17 protein-coding genes and 3 pseudogenes are annotated in these 17,441 nt (G+C 35.7%); 17 read left to right on the forward strand and 3 right to left on the reverse strand.

The window, feature by feature from the left end:
- The coding region (locus Y7E_RS30550) for a DUF4046 domain-containing protein (RefSeq protein ID WP_034279188.1) at positions 1–812 on the reverse strand (812 nt) is incomplete at its 3' end.
- Positions 813–1,151: 339 nt separating this feature from the next.
- Between Y7E_RS30550 and Y7E_RS0127990 the strand changes: the two genes are divergently transcribed.
- From Y7E_RS0127990 to Y7E_RS0128035, 9 genes and pseudogenes are all read left to right on the forward strand, one after another.
- Positions 1,152–1,532 (forward strand): hypothetical protein, encoded by a 381-nt coding sequence (locus Y7E_RS0127990; protein ID WP_034279185.1) that lies wholly within the window; start codon positions 1,152–1,154, stop codon positions 1,530–1,532.
- 244 nt (positions 1,533–1,776) lie between these two features.
- A complete protein-coding gene (tnpA, locus tag Y7E_RS0128000; protein WP_017154486.1) occupies positions 1,777–2,097 on the forward strand; it encodes an IS66 family insertion sequence element accessory protein TnpA in 321 nt (106 codons plus the stop codon).
- A complete protein-coding gene (tnpB, locus tag Y7E_RS0128005; RefSeq protein ID WP_017154488.1) occupies positions 2,094–2,450 on the forward strand; it encodes an IS66 family insertion sequence element accessory protein TnpB in 357 nt (118 codons plus the stop codon). The genes tnpA and tnpB overlap by 4 nt, the downstream gene beginning before the upstream one ends.
- A 39-nt stretch (positions 2,451–2,489) precedes the next feature.
- A complete protein-coding gene (tnpC, locus tag Y7E_RS0128010) occupies positions 2,490–4,079 on the forward strand; it encodes an IS66 family transposase (RefSeq protein WP_017154489.1) in 1,590 nt (529 codons plus the stop codon).
- Between the two features lie 48 nt (positions 4,080–4,127).
- Positions 4,128–4,658 (forward strand): annotated as a pseudogene (locus tag Y7E_RS30555) (dihydrodipicolinate synthase family protein); the annotation flags it as partial.
- Between the two features lie 144 nt (positions 4,659–4,802).
- Positions 4,803–5,024: a hypothetical protein gene (locus Y7E_RS0128020; RefSeq protein ID WP_017154491.1), complete on the forward strand. Its 222-nt coding sequence runs from the start codon at positions 4,803–4,805 to the stop codon at positions 5,022–5,024.
- 33 nt (positions 5,025–5,057) lie between these two features.
- Positions 5,058–6,032, forward strand: a complete 975-nt coding sequence (locus Y7E_RS0128025; RefSeq protein ID WP_017154492.1) for a hypothetical protein — start codon at positions 5,058–5,060, stop codon at positions 6,030–6,032.
- Between the two features lie 252 nt (positions 6,033–6,284).
- Complete coding sequence (locus Y7E_RS0128030; RefSeq protein ID WP_017154493.1) at positions 6,285–6,992, forward strand: IS6 family transposase; 708 nt, start codon at positions 6,285–6,287, stop codon at positions 6,990–6,992.
- Positions 6,993–7,051: 59 nt separating this feature from the next.
- A pseudogene (locus Y7E_RS0128035) lies at positions 7,052–7,354 on the forward strand (DDE-type integrase/transposase/recombinase); the annotation flags it as partial.
- A 216-nt stretch (positions 7,355–7,570) separates the two neighbouring features.
- Here Y7E_RS0128035 and Y7E_RS30560 read toward each other — a convergent pair.
- Entirely contained in the window at positions 7,571–7,966 is a 396-nt protein-coding gene (locus Y7E_RS30560) for a response regulator transcription factor (RefSeq protein WP_017154496.1), read from the reverse strand.
- A 423-nt stretch (positions 7,967–8,389) separates the two neighbouring features.
- Between Y7E_RS30560 and Y7E_RS0128045 the strand changes: the two genes are divergently transcribed.
- From Y7E_RS0128045 to Y7E_RS0128055, 3 genes are all read left to right on the forward strand, one after another.
- A complete protein-coding gene (locus Y7E_RS0128045; RefSeq protein ID WP_017154497.1) occupies positions 8,390–10,714 on the forward strand; it encodes a S9 family peptidase in 2,325 nt (774 codons plus the stop codon).
- 325 nt (positions 10,715–11,039) lie between these two features.
- On the forward strand, positions 11,040–12,194 hold the full coding sequence (locus tag Y7E_RS0128050; protein ID WP_017154498.1) for a hypothetical protein: 1,155 nt from the start codon (positions 11,040–11,042) through the stop codon (positions 12,192–12,194).
- Between the two features lie 249 nt (positions 12,195–12,443).
- A complete protein-coding gene (locus Y7E_RS0128055; protein ID WP_017154499.1) occupies positions 12,444–13,613 on the forward strand; it encodes a serine hydrolase domain-containing protein in 1,170 nt (389 codons plus the stop codon).
- Between the two features lie 300 nt (positions 13,614–13,913).
- On the opposite strand, the gene Y7E_RS0128060 is transcribed toward Y7E_RS0128055, so the two are convergent.
- Positions 13,914–14,174 carry an SEC-C metal-binding domain-containing protein gene (locus tag Y7E_RS0128060; RefSeq protein WP_000283313.1) on the reverse strand — a complete coding sequence of 87 codons (261 nt, stop codon included), beginning with the start codon at positions 14,172–14,174 and terminating at the stop codon, positions 13,914–13,916.
- 65 nt (positions 14,175–14,239) lie between these two features.
- Between Y7E_RS0128060 and Y7E_RS0128065 the strand changes: the two genes are divergently transcribed.
- The 5 genes and pseudogenes from Y7E_RS0128065 to Y7E_RS35120 form a co-directional block, all read left to right on the forward strand.
- Positions 14,240–14,554: a hypothetical protein gene (locus tag Y7E_RS0128065; protein ID WP_017154500.1), complete on the forward strand. Its 315-nt coding sequence runs from the start codon at positions 14,240–14,242 to the stop codon at positions 14,552–14,554.
- A gap of 206 nt (positions 14,555–14,760) precedes the next feature.
- On the forward strand, positions 14,761–15,225 hold the full coding sequence (locus Y7E_RS0128070) for a 2-thiouracil desulfurase family protein (protein ID WP_017154501.1): 465 nt from the start codon (positions 14,761–14,763) through the stop codon (positions 15,223–15,225).
- Positions 15,226–16,073: 848 nt separating this feature from the next.
- Positions 16,074–16,508 carry a tubby C-terminal domain-like protein gene (locus Y7E_RS0128075; protein WP_017154502.1) on the forward strand — a complete coding sequence of 145 codons (435 nt, stop codon included), beginning with the start codon at positions 16,074–16,076 and terminating at the stop codon, positions 16,506–16,508.
- A 163-nt stretch (positions 16,509–16,671) separates the two neighbouring features.
- Positions 16,672–17,151, forward strand: a complete 480-nt coding sequence (locus Y7E_RS0128080; RefSeq protein WP_017154503.1) for a GNAT family N-acetyltransferase — start codon at positions 16,672–16,674, stop codon at positions 17,149–17,151.
- A gap of 202 nt (positions 17,152–17,353) precedes the next feature.
- Positions 17,354–17,441: pseudogene (locus Y7E_RS35120) on the forward strand (IS6 family transposase); the annotation flags it as partial.

Consider the following 17,441-nt stretch of genomic DNA (forward strand, 5'->3'; position numbering starts at 1 on the left):
TCTATCGTCCATCGTAAAACTTCTAAACTCTTTTCTCTAGTCCAAAAATTTATAGGTGTCATCTGTAATTCCCATTCTTTAAATCTTCCTGGATATAAATCATTCAGCATTGCATATGGGCTAGAACCCCAATATACTCTGGAAGGTCTTTCTAATTTATTTTTAATCAACCACTTTTTGCTATATACTTGTAACAATTGTTCTGTTGTTAATTTTTCTTTTTCTTCTATCGTCCATCGTAAGGCTTCTAATCCTTGTTCTTTTGTCCAAAAATTTAGGGGGGTCTCCTGTAATTCCCATTCTTTAAATCTTCCTGGATATAAATCATTCAGCATTGCATACGGGCTAGAACCCCAATATACTCTGGAAGGTCTTTCTAATTTATTTTTAATCAACCACTTTTTGCTATATACTTGTAACAATTGTTCTGTTGTTAATTTTTCTTTTTCTTCTATCGTCCATCGTAAAACTTCTAATCCTTTTTCTTTTGTCCAAAAGTTTGCGGGAACTGAAGATTTCTGGAATTCCCATTCTTTAAACCTTCCTGGATATAAGTCATTTAACATTGTATAGGGGCTAGCTTGATATACAATGCCCAAAACTCCTCCCAATTTATACTTTTTAATTAGCTTCTTGTTCCATTGTCTTTTTATATCTTCCCCTCCCCAGTTCAAAACATCCTCAATTAAATATCTAGTTACCCGCTTTGATAACTCACGATTGATATCTTCATTCCATGTATTAGGAGGGAATATTTTTCTTTTTCCATCTAATATTTCCTGATATATCTCTTCAATTCGAATTCCCTGCACATTATCACCTTTCTTCCAATAGAAGTATCTATTTTATTTATTACTTCCTTATTATAAATAAAACAGATAAATATTTCTAAATTATGAAATTTTTATGTTAATTTACTTATTTGGTTGTTTCCTCCTGATATTTGGTTATTACAGCGAAATATTCCAAATAAGACCTAGATTAAGTTTTAAAATATACATTTCACAACTTAAATAACTTTATTGTAAATAAACAACAGGAAAAACAAATATATAACAGCAACACTTATTTGAAAAAATAAAAATCAGGAAGGGGATATAATACCATCCATCCAATATTTATGAATGTAATAAAATCTAATTTCAAAGGATGTGGTCTCATTGAAAAGAAGATTTAAATATTACGTAGGTGTATTCACAGCAATAATTGCATTTTTATCATTTTCCACTGAGGGATTTGCAGCTACTAAAGCGGTTAATATTAGTTATGGTCAAAGATTGAAATCAACTTCCTTAGTATATTTAAAAGGTGGAACTAAATTTTATTTAGGATATAGTCATCGAACGAACAATCGCAACCCAGTTCAAGTATATGTAAAAAATAATGGAACAGGCAATACAGTTTTTGGTCGGACCATGACTCCTACAGGAGATTTAGGTATAACACTAATAGCTCCTTCTTCAGGTTACTACCGATTATATTTAGAATGTGTTGGTACTTCATGTAGTGCAGACGGAATTTTACGTTGGTAAGGTTATGACAAAACTATTTTTCAATTAAACATATAGGGGTACGGAAACGATTCAAAGAATAACCCGCCACACCTGAAAATTTTTCCATTTAATGAAGGAACCTATCGAGAAATATAATAGGTTCCTATTTTAGCTCGACTGGACGAAAGTTAAGTTTATTTGTAAACGTCAAATATTCCCCACCTACTATTTGTAAATAACCCATGAGATAATCTCCTTACATACTTTATGTGGAGGTTTTTTTATGGAAAGACACCGATTAAAGAAAGAATGGGAAACTTATATTCAAGACTATAAAAACAGTGGATTATCAAAAGTTGCCTGGTGTCAAAAACAGAACCTACCGGTTCATCGGCTATATTACTGGCTGCAAAAATTATCGCCTGAAACGGAAGAGCAAAATGTAAATGAGCGTGTGAATTGGCTTTCTATGAATGTCCCTGACGTAGAAGAAAACATACATGCTACGATTCGAATTCACATGCAAGAAGCAACCATTGAATTAGATGTGCCTTTTACTCCGCAAGTGCTCTTACAAGTGATGCAGGCGGTGAAACAACAATGATGTCAGAAATCGCAATTGAAAAAGTATATCTTGCACAAGGGGCAACAGATTTACGTAAATCAATTGATGGACTAGCGGCTATTGTAAACGAAGAATTTGAGTTAGATCTCTTTTCTTCCTGTTTATTTGTTTTTTGCAATCGCTCACGCGATAAGCTAAAAATTCTGGTTTGGGAACATAATGGTTTCTGGTTGCACTATCGTAGATTGGAAAAGGGAACGTTTTACTGGCCAACTGAGCATAGGGGTGTGCCACTTACTATATCAAGACGACAATTGAGATGGCTTCTTGATGGATTTTCTTTTCAACAAAAACAAGGGCATCAAGCCGTACATGTGAGATCCATTCTATAAAAATCATATATGTAAAAGGAATTTGGATAATTTTGTCGAATGGATTTATCTATGAAAACAACACTCTCACATTCAAACCAACCCACAATTGAATCACTTCAAGCTCAAGTAGAGGAACTCACGGCAAAAGTGAGATGGTATGAAGAACAATTTCGTCTGAGTCAACAAAAACAGTTTGGTACGTCTAGCGAAAAAACACCTAATAATCAAATCGCTTTAGAACTGTTTAATGAGGCTGAGAAAGAAAGTGATTCTGAAACCCCCGAACCAGCTGTTGAAACGATTACCTATCGTCGTAAAAAGAAACGCGGTCATAGGGATGAGTCTGTCCAAAACCTTCCGATTGAAACGGTTGAATATCGTTTACTTGATGAGGAACAGGCTTGTTCGTGTTGTGGTGGTGCTTTGCATGAGATGAGTGTAGAAGTCCGAAAGGAACTGACGATTGTTCCTGCGGAAGTAAAAGTAACAGAACATAAGAGATATGTATACGCTTGTCGTAAGTGTGAATTAGACGAGGTATCTACACCGATTGTAACGGCCAAGATGCCAGCTCCCGCCTTTCCTAAAAGTATCGCTTCTCCATCGATTATGGCCTACATTATGACACAAAAATATGTAGAGGGATTGCCTCTTTATCGTCAGGAAAAACATTTTGAACGAATGGGGATCTTCTTATCACGACAAACGATGGGAAATTGGTTATTATATGGGGCTGATCGATGGTTAGTGACTTTGTATGAAAGGATGCATGAACACCTACTTACTCGAACCATTCTTCATGCGGACGAAACAACCTTCCAAGTTTTACGCGAACCTGGGCGGACCGCAACAACGAAGTCCTATCTGTGGCTATATCGTACAGGACGAGAGGATATCCCTATTGTCCTCTATGACTATCAACCTACAAGAGCAGGCGAACATCCGAAACGTTTTTTAACTGGTTTTGAAGGATATTTACAGGTAGATGGATATAGTGGGTATCATCAAGTACCGGATGTCACCCTTGTCGGATGTTGGGCGCATGCGAGACGAAAGTTTGATGAAGCCTTAAAAGCTTTACCTGAATCACAGAAGGGGAAAAAAGTGAAGGCGAGCGAAGGCTTACACTTCTGTAATCAACTCTATTCGATTGAAAGGAAGCTCAAACACGTCAAGCCTACCGAGCGATATAGGCAGAGACTTGAAAAAAGCAGGCCCATTCTGGACCTTTTTTCGGCATGGCTTCATGAACAGAAAGATCGTGTTTTACCAAAAAGTGCGCTAGGAAAAGCCATCAATTATTGTTTGAATCAATGGAAGCATCTTAAAGCCTTTTTATTAGACGGTCATTTAGAAATTGATAACAATAGAAGTGAACGTTCTATTAAACCGTTTGTAATCGGGAGAAAAAATTGGATGTTCTCAAATACACCGCGAGGTGCTAGAGGAAGTGCGATCATGTATAGTGTGGTGGAAACCACAAAAGAGAACAATCTAAGTCCCTATTATTATCTTCGTTATTTGTTTGAAACACTTCCCAACATCAATTTAAACAATAAAGAAGAAATTGATAAAGTCTTGCCGTGGTCAAAGGATTTACCATCTAGCTGTAGAGTGCCGAAAAAAAGTGAAGCAAACAAAAAATAACTCCAAAATCAACTTTTATTGTATATTTTGGAGTTACTTGACGTTTACATTCTAATTGGTTTTCCACCCTATATTCAACCAACTCAGCAGCAAGCGATTCTCTATGTTAATGAATTGCTTAAGCATACAACTAAAAAAGTTGTGCTTTATAATAATCCTTCTCGAACTGGCTTTGACCTGAGTGCTGAATCCCTTAATGACCTTATTACTCAACACTCTAACCTTCTTGGACTTAAAGAGGAGGGCGATATTAATCGTCATAAAAATACAAGTCTACCTGATGATTTCATTATGTTTGCTGGAGGAGATGTCAATTTCACAGCAAAGATAAATAATGGATGTAATGGGCTTTCTAGTATGGTAGGAAATGTTTATCCCCAAGAAATCAAGCAGGCTTTCAATGACTTGTTAATAAATAAACCAATTAACCTTCATAAAATAGATCAGTTAATTGATGAAGTTACACATCATCAAACCATTATGAATATAAAAAGTCATTATAATTATCTTGGTATGAAAGTAGGCACTTGCCGGTCGCCCATTAACACCTACAATGGGACGTTAGTTCAACATGTATAATGAAAAAATTCTTAAACCAACGGGCAATTGAGGAATAACGAATAAACTTTTTTGTAATTTACGTCCAATTCAACTATGCACGATTGATTAAAAACAAAGAACTATTTTTTGGAACAGCCGCATTTTTCAACGAGAGAATGCGGCTTGGTTGGTAAAAAACTTGCACACAACGTAATTTGGACAGGAGAATTTACCGTTGGCTTTCATACGTATTCTAGATTTATAAAAGATAGAAATTTAGGTGTTGTTGTGTTTTCCTCGTACCATCTAAAATTACGGAAATTAATAAAGGTCATTTTAGGAAAAAGTCCTATTGTAACTGGCCGAATTGCAAAAGTAATTTTTGAAGAGTTCGAGGTAAGGTAAAGGGTGAGAATTTTTATTAAGGGGGTATATGAGATGGATAATACTAGTAATGTAACCATGATTCATGGAATTTTTACGAAACAGATAGGGTGGATTGTTTTATTCATCGTCCTGTGTGGATTGATGAGTGCATCTCCTACTCTAGCAAAAACACCTTCAGGTAAAGATAAAGCAATGTATGTGTGGAATGCTGAAGATGTGATTAACACTGCGGATGGACGGACACATTTAATCAATTTTGCCTTACAAAAGGGAATCAATGTAATTTATGTGATGACAGGAAATTACCTTGTCACTAATCCCTATAAATACGAAATGCTGAATCTAGAAGCCGGTAAACAGAGCATAAAAGTGTATGCACTTGACGGTGAGCCATCATGGGGAGAAAACCCAGGTGTAGCCCTTAGTCGTATGCAAAACATATACGATTACAACAACAGAGTTACATCTGACAAAAAATTTGATGGTATTCAATTCGATATTGAACCATATTTGTTAACACAATGGAAGGATACAATAGCCCGTGGGAACATCATTAAAAACTACCTAAACTTAATTAAGAATCTGAACGAAAAAGCTAATTTGCAAACCCCGAAAATTCCATTTGCTGTAGCCATTCCTTTTTGGTGGGATGGAACAGATTATGCTAATATCACGTATGATGGGATATCTAAGAAACTAGCTTATCACGTGATCGATGCTGTTGGTGAGGGCGTAGTGATTATGGCATATCGTGATGTTGCGGATCCATTAGGGAACAATTCAATTGTTGGTGTTTCAAAGGATGAAGTAAACTATGCCCAATCCGTTGGAAAACATTGCATTATCGCTATAGAAACGAAGCCGTTAACGGAAACTTATACTACTTTTTTTGGAGAAACAGAAACAAAGATGAATACGGAGTTAGCGACTGTTGACAGTTATTACGCAAATACTCTTCACTATAGACTTGGCTATAATGGTGAAGCTATTCACGACTATAAATATTTTCAAGAAATGACACCATAATTTAATAATTTAAATTAATTATCCTGTCATGAGATAGTATTATCTCCTTGGGGTTAACTGTATTAAAAAGTCCATCTGGTAATAAAGCTCGATGTATAAAAATATGGAGGCTTTTTATGTACTTCTTATTAGGAACGACGACTATCTTTGCAGTATCTGTGGCTCTGGTGCAAAAACTTCAAGATAATTGCAATTAATCTCCAAATCTTGGACATACTGATACTAGTACTCTAAAAAAGGGATGTGATCAGTATGGAAAACCAAAATTTGTTCAAATGGAAGCATTATCAGCCTGATATTATTTTATTAACCGTGAGATGGTACCTACGGTACAACCTCAGTTTTCGTGATTTGGTGGAAATGATGGAGGAACGCGGCTTATCCATGGCTCACACAACGATTATGCGTTGGGTTCATCAATATGGGCCTGAATTAGAGGAAAGGGTACGGCGTCATCTTAAGTTAACAAATGACTCCTGGAGAGTCGATGAAACGTATATCAAAGTAAAGGGTCAATGGATGTACTTGTATCGTGCAGTAGATTCCGAAGGAAATACCATTGATTTTTATCTAAGTGAATCAAGAGATAAACAAGCAGCCAAGCGCTTTCTCAAGAAAGCCTTGGCTTTTTCGTATGTTTCCAGACCACGTTTCATAACAGTGGATAAAAACCCAGCTTATCCTGTAGCCATTCAGGAGTTAAAAGAGGAGAAGCGTATGCCTGAAGGTATACAAACCAGGCAAGTGAAATATCTTAACAATATCATAGAACAAGATCATCGTTTTATAAAGAAGCGAGTTCGTTCGATGTTAGGATTAAAATCCTTTCGAACAGCCTCTTGGATGATAAGTGGTATCGAAGCCATGCATATGATGAAAAAGGGACAAGTTCACCAAGGGGTGAAGTCTGCCCAAAATGAAGTTGAGTTCATACATAAGTTGTTTGGATTAGCATCATAATTCATGGATGAAAAAGATATTGAGGTTCTATGTTTCTAACAAATCATATTTGCACCAGAACCGTTGATAAGAACCCTGCCTATGCTGTAGCAATTCAAGAATTAAAAGAAGAGAAACGTATGCCTGAAGGCATACAACTAAGGCAAGTTAAATATCTCAATAATATAGTGGAACAAGATCACCGTTTCATTAAGAAACGTGTACGTTCTATGTTAGGATTCAAGTCATATGAAACAGCCACTTCTATATTGAGTGGCGTTGAAGCCATGCATATGATGAAAAAAGGACAACTTCATTTACAGGTGAAGTCTGCCCAAAATGAAGTTAGATTCATACATAAATTATTTGGAATTGCATCATAATCTACCATTGAACAGTCTATGCAGGTTTCTATGCCTCTATCAAATGATTTTTGCACCAGAACCAAAGATTTGCTTTTTGGTAAAAATACGACCTGGCTCCCCCATAAATAACTTCAATAATTTATACTCTAGAGCGCTAAGTTTAATTTCGCGTCCTTGCTTATAAAGAACACAAAAGCGATGATCCAACACCAGGTCATCAAAGCACGTTTGAGATCACTCTTGATTTAACGAGCTAACATTAAAATCATATGTTCTTCGAAGTTGAGCTTGGATTCGTGCTAATACCTCCAACAAGCTGAATGGTTTCGATATAAAATCATCTGCTCCTAGTCCTAATCCCATAATTTTATCCATTTCCTGATTTTTAGCAGAAAGAATAATAATAGGCATTTTGTATTCTTTCCGAACTATTTTAATCAATTCGTATCCATTAATATTGGGCATCATAATGTCAATAATAGCTAGATCAACTTTGAATTTCTGTATAAGGTTTAAAGCTGATTTACCATCACGCGCTTTCAGTATCGAAAAGCCTTCCATTTCCAAAAAAAGTCTTAGTATCTCTATGATTTCAAGCTCATCATCAACGATTATAATCGTTCTCTCCACTTTCTCTCCCCCCGTTTCCACTAATTAAAACCTTGCTTAAAACTAAAATTTTCCTTTTGTAAGGTTATTGTAAGATAAATGAAAGTTTGGGGAAAGAGCAACATTGTAAGATGATGTTATCTTACATGAAAGAGCATTTAAAAATCTTACAAATAAATGTAAGATTAAAAAACCCTGCTAATATCAAAGAAATCTAAAAGACTTGTACATCATGATACTTACATGTCAAATGGCTTGAAATGATGCATGTAATGAAAAAGTAGGTGCAAAGAACATGTAAGGTCTGTCCAAAATAAGAAGAATTCACCTATAAGCTGTTTAGATTGGTATTTTATGTAAGTACTTGAATATGAGAAAAATGAATGGTTCTATGTTTCTAGTGCACTAGAGCGGATGTTTTAAATAGTTAAAGGAGTGATAGGCATGTCATTATCAGTAACCTATGAACAGTATAAGAAAGCAGAGCGCCTGCTTTCTTGGAACGCTATAAAAGATGTATTTAACGGCAAGGTTTTTCCTAATTGGCTAGATAAAGGAAGCCGCTTTTGGTATCAAAGGGATATACGAAAAGAAAGCGGACGCGGCAAGCAATTTGTAATAGTTAATCCATGGTCAAATACTAAAGAACCTGCTTTCGATCATGCTAGGCTTGCAGAATCTCTCTCCAATGCAATGAACCGTCAGTTCGATCCAGATAACCTTCCCTTCAATTTCTTTACTTATGTCAATGAAGAGAAGGCTATTCAATTTGAAGCAGATGAATCCACGTGGATTTGCGATTTAACTGAATATCAGTGCAAACAAATCAGGGCTAAAGAAGTGCCTGCGCATGAACTTCGATCCCCTGACGGGCGCTGGTCTGCGTTTATCAAGGGATATAATTTATTTGTACGCTCTTTAGAAACAGGACAAATCATCCAACTGACTCATGATGGTAAGCGATACTATGATTATGGCACTCCGCCGGAGACAGAAACTTCCGCTGTCTTTAAACGATTGTATAACCAAAAGATTCCACCAGCAGCACTGTGGTCACCGGATTCCAAACAAATCTTGACGCACCGACTTGATCAACGCAAGGTACGAAAAATGTCCCTTCTGCAATCAGTTCCTTCTGAAGAAGCAAAGCCGCCCGTCATCCATTCGTATCGCTATCCGCTAGTCGGAGATAAACACCTTCCATTAGCCCAATTTATAATTTGCGATATTGAACAGCAATCGATGATTCAATTGGATACAGAACCTATGATTATTGGACATTTGTCACCGTTAAGCCCTGGTTGTCAAACAGCTTATTGGACAAACGACAGCGGCTTTGTTTATTTCACAAAAATGTCTCGCGATTATCGATCTATGCAATTTGTTGCCGCTCATGCAAAAACTGGTGAAACTCAAGCTTTGTTAGAGGAGACGAGTGAGACTTTCCTATTTACCGACCTCTACAACCTTAAAAGTGGCGAAGGGCGTATAAATGTCCAATGGTTATGCCATGATAATTCTTTTATTTGGCATTCCGAGCGCGACGGCTGGTCACACCTTTATCTTTATGATAGTCGTACAGGAAGACTAAAAAATAGAATTACCTCTGGACCTTGGACAGTCCGTCGACTCATTGGTGTTGATGAAAAAGAAGGATGGGTGTATTTTACTGCAGGTGGCCGAGAACCGGAACGTGATCCTTATTTTCAGCACCTTTATCGAGCTCGGCTAGATGGATCAAACTTAGTGCTCCTTACCCCGGAGAATGCCGAGCATAACGTGTCTGTTTCTCCTGATTATTGTTTTTTTATAGATACTTTTTCGCGTGTAGATATGCCACCTAAATCAGTTTTACGTTCAACAGATGGAAAATTAATTTGTACATTAGAGCAAGCTGATATTCAACTTCTCTTATCAAATGGATATCAAATTCCAAAGCGTTTCACTGTCAAGGCTGCCGACGGGATAACGGATTTGTACGGAATACTGATTCCTCCTGCAAAAATAAACAAAGGTTGTAAATATCCCATCCTAGATTATATTTATGGGGGCCCTCAAATAACTCGCACACCGAAAGAATTTACTTGGGGGGGAGAGTATGCATTAGGGCTACCAGTTGATCAAGTGGGCGGTGCTCAATCTTTTGCACAGCTTGGTTTTGCTGTTATTCTAATGGACGGAAGAGGTACTCCTTATAGGTCAAAGGAATTTCATGATTTTTCTAACGAGAGACTGGAATGGTCTGCAGGGCTTGAAGATCATGTAGTAGCTATTAAGCAGCTTGCAGAGCAGTATCCTTTTCTAGATTCAAAGAAAGTAGGTATTTACGGTGAGTCTGGAGGAGGTTATGCAGCTGCTCGAGCTATACTGACTTATCCGGATGTATATAAGGTAGCAGTATCAGGGTGCGGGAACCATGATCAACGCTTATACCTAGCGGCTTGGGGAGAACGTTTTCAAGGACTTTTCAATTCAGAACTATACCGTGAACAAGATAACACAAAATTGGTTAAGAACCTAAATGGAAAATTACTTTTGGTGACAGGAGACCTGGATGATAATGTCCATCCCGCTTTAACCATGCGAATGGCAAATGCTTTGATTAAAGAAAACAAAGACTTTGACCTGCTGATTCTTCCTAATCGGCATCATGGGATTTCGGAAGATGTTTACTTTATACGTCGACGATGGGACTATTTTATACGAAATCTAATGGAAGCAGAACCGCCAAAAGAGTATGCGATTAAAGATCCTATGTTTCCAGGATAATGCACAGATAGTATTCTCTATTAGGGGTACGGAAAAAATTACTACTTTTTGGAGCCACTCATTATTTTAGTTATCAGAATTAGAGTTCCGTTAACTTTTTAAGAAGAATTTAACAAGGTTTGTTTACAGAATACTTGTAAATACTGCTAAAAATAAATTTACGGGACACACTTCAAGAAGATTTCCTTGAAAACTTCAAATCTAATTGCCTTAAAGTTATTGTTTTATCATATATTTGAAATTTTTTTGCAAGTGGCCCGAAAAAGAATAAATCGTTGTCATAACCCCTAAAGATACAAAATTCAACTAAAATAGGGGGAAATGTATGATTAGGGAATTAAGAAGGTTTCTGTTACCTACTGTAACTGCCGCAGCTTTATTGCTGCCATCTTTATTTGGGGCAACTAATCACGTAGAGGCAGCAACTACGTTTGGTCCATCTATGAAATCGGTTCTTATGTATGCTGGAAAAATTGATCCTGCTGCTTCTACCACTTATAACACATATAAAGATACTGAGCTTACGAATCTCATGAAAGGAGCCAACCAGTTTATTGTTTTATCACCGAAAATTTCTGTTCATGATGATACTGATTACAAATTAAAATTAGATTTAATCAAAAAAATCATAGCAAAAGATAGTAGTGCAAAAATTTGGTTAGGGACTTTACATAGAGGTTCAAACAGTACAGATTTTAAATCTGACCCTCTTACCGCAGAACTAGAAAAATTCAAAACCGAATTAGGTAGTGTAATCTGGACAAACAATATAGTAGGTATTTACGTTAATGTTGAACATGTTTATAAAGATACTGCTGATCCAAATGGTACTAAAGCTACAGTATATACTGGAGATTATTGGAGTAAATTAAATAATAGTATGAACTCTAATGTGACTGTCCAGCTATTTAAAGCGCTTGATACATGGGCTTCTTCTTCCACAAACGGATACAAAAAATTAGCATGGGCTCCTTATGTTGATACAGATACTGATATTTTAAGAAGAGTAGCTTGGGTAACCAATCAAACCAATCTTTTTGATGTAGTGCTTCTACAGCCTAATTGGTATTTTCATGGCGATACCCAACAAAATGGTACAGTTCTGAACAAACCCGATTACTTACTAAAAGTTGTTAAAAAAAGCATGATAAATGGAACACTTTCCTATACAGACGGAAGCTATATCCTTCCACAAGCTTATGTAAATAAGAGAATAGGAACTATTGGAGTGGATATGGAGTACGATGAGAAAATTGCCGGTACTACTACAACTAATATTACAAAATATAATAGATTAATTGATTATGAAACAACATTTAAAGAAGAGTTAGCATCTAAATCCTATCCATTTACTTACTATATGGGATCTCCTGGTGCTAATGGTATAAGATACTTGGATATGACTACTACTTATGGTAAGTATACATGGGAGTATATGGTGGATTATTACTCGAATGGTACGGTCCATCCTAAAAAATAATGCAAGAAAGACAAGATAAAGACCAATACTGTAGCTTTATAATAAAGTTTGGTTCTGTTGCGAAGTTTTGTTAAGGTTAAGTGGTGCTAACAAAAATAGGACAGAATGGTGTTTGTAAAAATAATCATTATGAAGATGATTACGAATTCAATGTTGACCTTTTGTCATTGGTAGAGATGATAGCTGTATGGTTAGTATGAAACAGCAAGCAACCACCTATACAATATGAATAGAGGAGAGGAATGCCTTATGAAAACACGTAGTCAAATTACATGTGCAAGTTTGGCCCTTTTAATAGCTGGAAGTTCCCTGTTATACACAACACCAACCTCAATTGTAAAAGCAGAGCCCACTCAAAATGTATCTAGTTCGTCACAAACAAGCACGCAACGAGATCGTAATTCCGTCAAGCAAGCTATGCGGGATACATTACAACTTGGATACCCGGGGATACTTGCTAAAACTTCTGAGGGTGGAAAAACTTGGGGGTATGCCGTTGGGGTAGCGGATCTGAACACCAAGAAACCAATGAAAACAGATTTTTGCTTTCGTATTGGCAGCGTAACGAAGACGTTCACTGCAACGGTTGTACTTCAATTAGCTGGAGAGAACCGCCTGAATCTAGACGACTCCATCGAAAAATGGTTGCCTGGTGTCATTCAAGGAAACGGATATGATGCTAAACAGATTACTGTCCGTCAGATATTGAACCATACAAGTGGTATCGCTGAATACTTAAGGTCAAAAGAAGCTGATATTATGGACACAAAAAGATCGTATACCGCTGAAGAACTAGTGAAGATTGGACTTTCGATGCCCCCAGACTTTTCCCCAGGAAAGGGCTGGTCTTATTCAAACACAGGATATGTATTACTGGGTATCCTTATTGAAAAAGTAACCGGAAACAGCTATGCGGAAGAGATTGAAAATCGGATTATTGAACCGCTTGAATTGTCGAATACATTCCTACCTGGCAATTCAAGCGTTATTCCAGGCACCAAGCATGCCCGTGGCTATGTCCAACCAGAAGGGGCAAGTGAGCTAAAAGACGTTACCTATTTTAACCCCAGTATAGGCAGCTCGGCTGGAGATATGATTTCTACTGCTGACGACTTAAACAAATTTTTCTCTTCCTTGCTCGGTGGCAAATTACTGAAGGAACAGCAACTAAAACAAATGCTTACTACAGTTCCTACAGGAATTGCTGAAATCGGCAGATATGGTCTTGGAATCTATGAAAATAAGCTTCCCAACGGTGTCTCAATATGGGGGCACTCAGGTGGCATTCCAGGGTTTGTTACTTTTGCTGGAGGTACAATTGGAGGCAAGCATACGTTGGCCGTCAGTTTGAACAGTATGGGTAGAGCTAATAGTCCTGATCCTTTTAAAAATATTTTACTTGCTGAATTTAACAAGTAGGCAAAAAGGAAAAGCGGATAAACTTTGTCATAGTTTTTATGGCTCTAGTGCAAAAAATCTAAGAAGCTTGGACATACTGATAGTATCAATCTAGGGGTACCGCCCCATCGCCATCAAGCTAAGAAAATACACCTCCCCCAGAACGAGATTTTGTCCTAACTTGTAATAAAAAAGCTCATTTTTTCGTTTTGGGGTGGATTTGTTTTCTTAAGTTGATGGGCATGTTTCCGTACCCCATCGCCATCAAGCTAACTAAAATGAGATACCCCCAAAACGAAAAAAAATGGGAGTATCTCATTTTTATATATCTAACTCAATTTCTTTGTTCATGCAACAAAATTTGTATTTCTTACCACTGTTACATGGACAATTCTCATAAATATTTGCTGGTCTTGAGCAATCTTTGATTGCTTTCTTTAAATCCGATATATCTTCATTGAATTCTAGCCCAACTATGTAGTAAAAATTGTATGCCTCACAAATCGCAGCCACTTTCTCTGCTCTTGTTTGAGACGAAACCTTTACGATGATGGGATGTTCTTTCGAACCCAGTGGATACATGCCTGATTCCCTCTTTCCTTTTTCTTTCTATTGTATAAAATTTAAGAAAAAGTGGAGGAATATCTATGAAAAAATTTTCTAGCTCTCAAGTGTTTCGACTACTTGCAGAGGAATTACAATGTAGCTTTTCACCACAAGCATTAACCGAACTTGCCAAACAAACTCAGTTTGTTCAACGTACGAGTAAATTTCGGGCACAAGATCTATCTTCATTATGTATTGGGATGGGACAAGATACTGCGAGTCATTCTCTGGCTCGATTATGTGGCATTTTAGAATCAGAAACAGGTGTCCTTATCAGTCCGGAAGGGCTGAATCTCAGGCTAAATACAAAAGCAGTGGAATTTTTACGCTCTCGTTTATTTCCACCTTTAAGTTGACGGACATGTATGTTGTGTTTACGAATAATAAAATTGTTTAAAAAATAATAAAGTTCTTTAAAAAGTTAAATAGTTGTTTAAAAATATGGTGTGAAATTGAATGTTCATAACATATTTTATTTTTGTCTTGTATAATAAACATAAGAATATTTCAATATTTTTTCGACAACATTAATAATTAAATTTGCTTAGATAGGACGTGTAGCATGATTTTAGTTAGTTCTTGTTTAGCTGGAAATCCCGTAAGATATAATGGCACTTCTTGTTTAAATCATACAATCCAAAAATTAATTGATGAGAAGAAAGCAATTCCTACTTGTCCAGAGCTATTAGGTGGGTTTGTTACACCAAGAGAACCCGCTGAAATTTTAGGTGGAGATGGGTTTGATGTTTTAGTAGGTAAGGCAAAAGTTATAGAACGCTCAGGAAATGACGTGACGGAATTATATATAAATGGTGCTAGAAAGACATTAGAGATAGCACAAGAAATGAAAATCACACACGTAGTGTTAAAAGAATATAGTCCATCGTGTGGAGGCAAAAAAATTTATAATGGTGAGTTTATTGGAGAAAAAAGAGATGGAGTTGGAGTAACGACAGCTTTATTAGAAATCAATGGAATCAAAGTTATATCTGAATTAGAGTTAGAAAAATTAAAATATGAAATATAGGGGGATATGTTTAACGATTCGCCTTCCGAAATTATACTTTATTATTCCTAAAAATATAAAGAATAAAAGAAAAATGTAAAATTTAAACAACTTTAATAACCTTCTATCATATTGTCTGATAGAAGGTTACCTTATTTCTAGGAAGAAAATTAAATAACTTTATTATATCTACACATCATCCTCATATCTCTTATATTGATCTATAGCCAAAATATTTTAAACAAACGTTTGTTTAATTTTTCCACAATTGATTTCTTCATCCTATAAGTAAAAGGAGATAAGAACACTTTTTTAGTGCATTATCTCTTTTCGAATATGCATTTCATATCCCATGTAAATTTACCACATATTTCAATGGGACTTACAGATTGCTCTTCAAAAAAATTATAACTCATATTTTGTAAAAAATATACAATTTCAAACTTTTTCAAAAATAAATGGTCCGAATGTCAGTGCTTTACATGTTTTTAAGAATTATATTTAGTGATAACATGAAATTCATATTATTATAATTTATTAAACATGAATATAATCATAGTATATTAGGTAAGAATCCCACATTCTTCTCTATTTACCTATCCATACATTTTTACTAATTTATTATGATATAGACATTGATTTAAAGTATTTTGTATAAAATGAACAAATGGATTTTTTTAAGAATATAGACATAATAAATCGTTTGGCTTTCTTAATTCACAAAATTTTCAAAATTAAAATCTTCGAATGTTAATATTTGTTATATAATAAAGTTATCAAAGTATCACCCCTAGTTTTTCTAATATGCCTGTTGAAATGGTTTGTTTGTCCCTTGTATTCACCTTAACCTTAAAAAGAACTTGTAGTGATTGCTACAAGTTCTTTTTGTTTTTCTAGTTAAACCTGAACGTTCTTTCTTCTTAAGTGGAGATTATTTTGTACAATTTGATGTTTTTACAAATGATGGACAGCTGCATTACCAAGTGAAGAAAATTCCAAGGTGGGGTAAAACACAATATTCACTGATAGACCATAAAACCTCAAAAACATATTCTATAACATATGAAAGTTGGCAAGTTATATCCCCTGAGCTTCTTATTAAATCTGATTCTTGTGAACTCACAGTAAAGAAAGCACCAATGGATTGGGCAAAATTTTATTATCGAGGTAAGGAAGTGGCAAGGTGGAGAATGAAGACATCAGAATGGTTTAAAACATACTTAGAGATAGAAGAGGATTCTCCTATACAAGAACCAGAATTTTTTACGGGTATTGCACAAATTCTGTTTTATGTCGGTGAGTAATTAACTTCCGCTTTTTGAGACGTTATGTTAATCTGGCATGTATAAAGTATACATTGTTCCTTGTTCAACAAACGATCCAGATAGTGGAAGAAGGGGTTTTCTTAAGAAGATAGAAGTAGTGTTAGTTAAGGAAGTTGCTGGGCTATGTGCGAGGTGATAATTTATGAGTATTAGTATAAGGAAGGCTACGAAAGCTGACTTTTCTGCAATTCAACAAGTTGCTCAAATATCATGGAAAAAGGCTTATAAAAATCTTATCCCTGTTCCAGTTCAAGAAAAGTATATAAAAACGGCTTATTCAATAGATCAGCTTCTTCACAAACTTGAAACAACAGTTTTTTTTGTAGGAGAAATAGAAAATGAAATTATTGCATTTGCTAACTTATATCGAAGTGAAAAAGAGAATGATCTTTCTTCCATATATGTCCATCCTAAATTTCAGTCAAAAGGATTAGGCAGCACTCTTTTAAAAAAAATAATAAATGAATTACAAAGTGGCGATGAATTAGTAGTCTATCTCGAAAAAGGTAATCATCAAGCGGAATTATTTTATCGGAAACAGGGATTTACTCATGTTGAAGAATTTAGTGAATCTTTCTTTGGTCATACCTTCAAAACGGTTAAAATGTCTGTATTTATTTAAATTTTAACTGTTCAAGAATCGGGCGCGATTGTTGAATAGAGGTACCGCCCCACATCCATCAACTTAAGCATTTAGGCTCTATTTTTAAAGGTAAAAGCACGTTATTCCTTCTCTTATATGAATGAGAAGGAATAACGTGCTTTTTATGAATACACATCCAAAACAAGAGTTATCTTTATTTGCTGAAGAATTGTATCGATATATGTCTCCAACGGTTCTGACGACAGATAAGGCACCTTCTTTAGCTTCCACATTCAAAAAATTAAAGGAGATAGGTCTTTACAAAAATA

This window comes from Bacillus bingmayongensis (assembly GCF_000299035.1).
Lineage (GTDB): Bacteria > Bacillota > Bacilli > Bacillales > Bacillaceae_G > Bacillus_A > Bacillus_A bingmayongensis.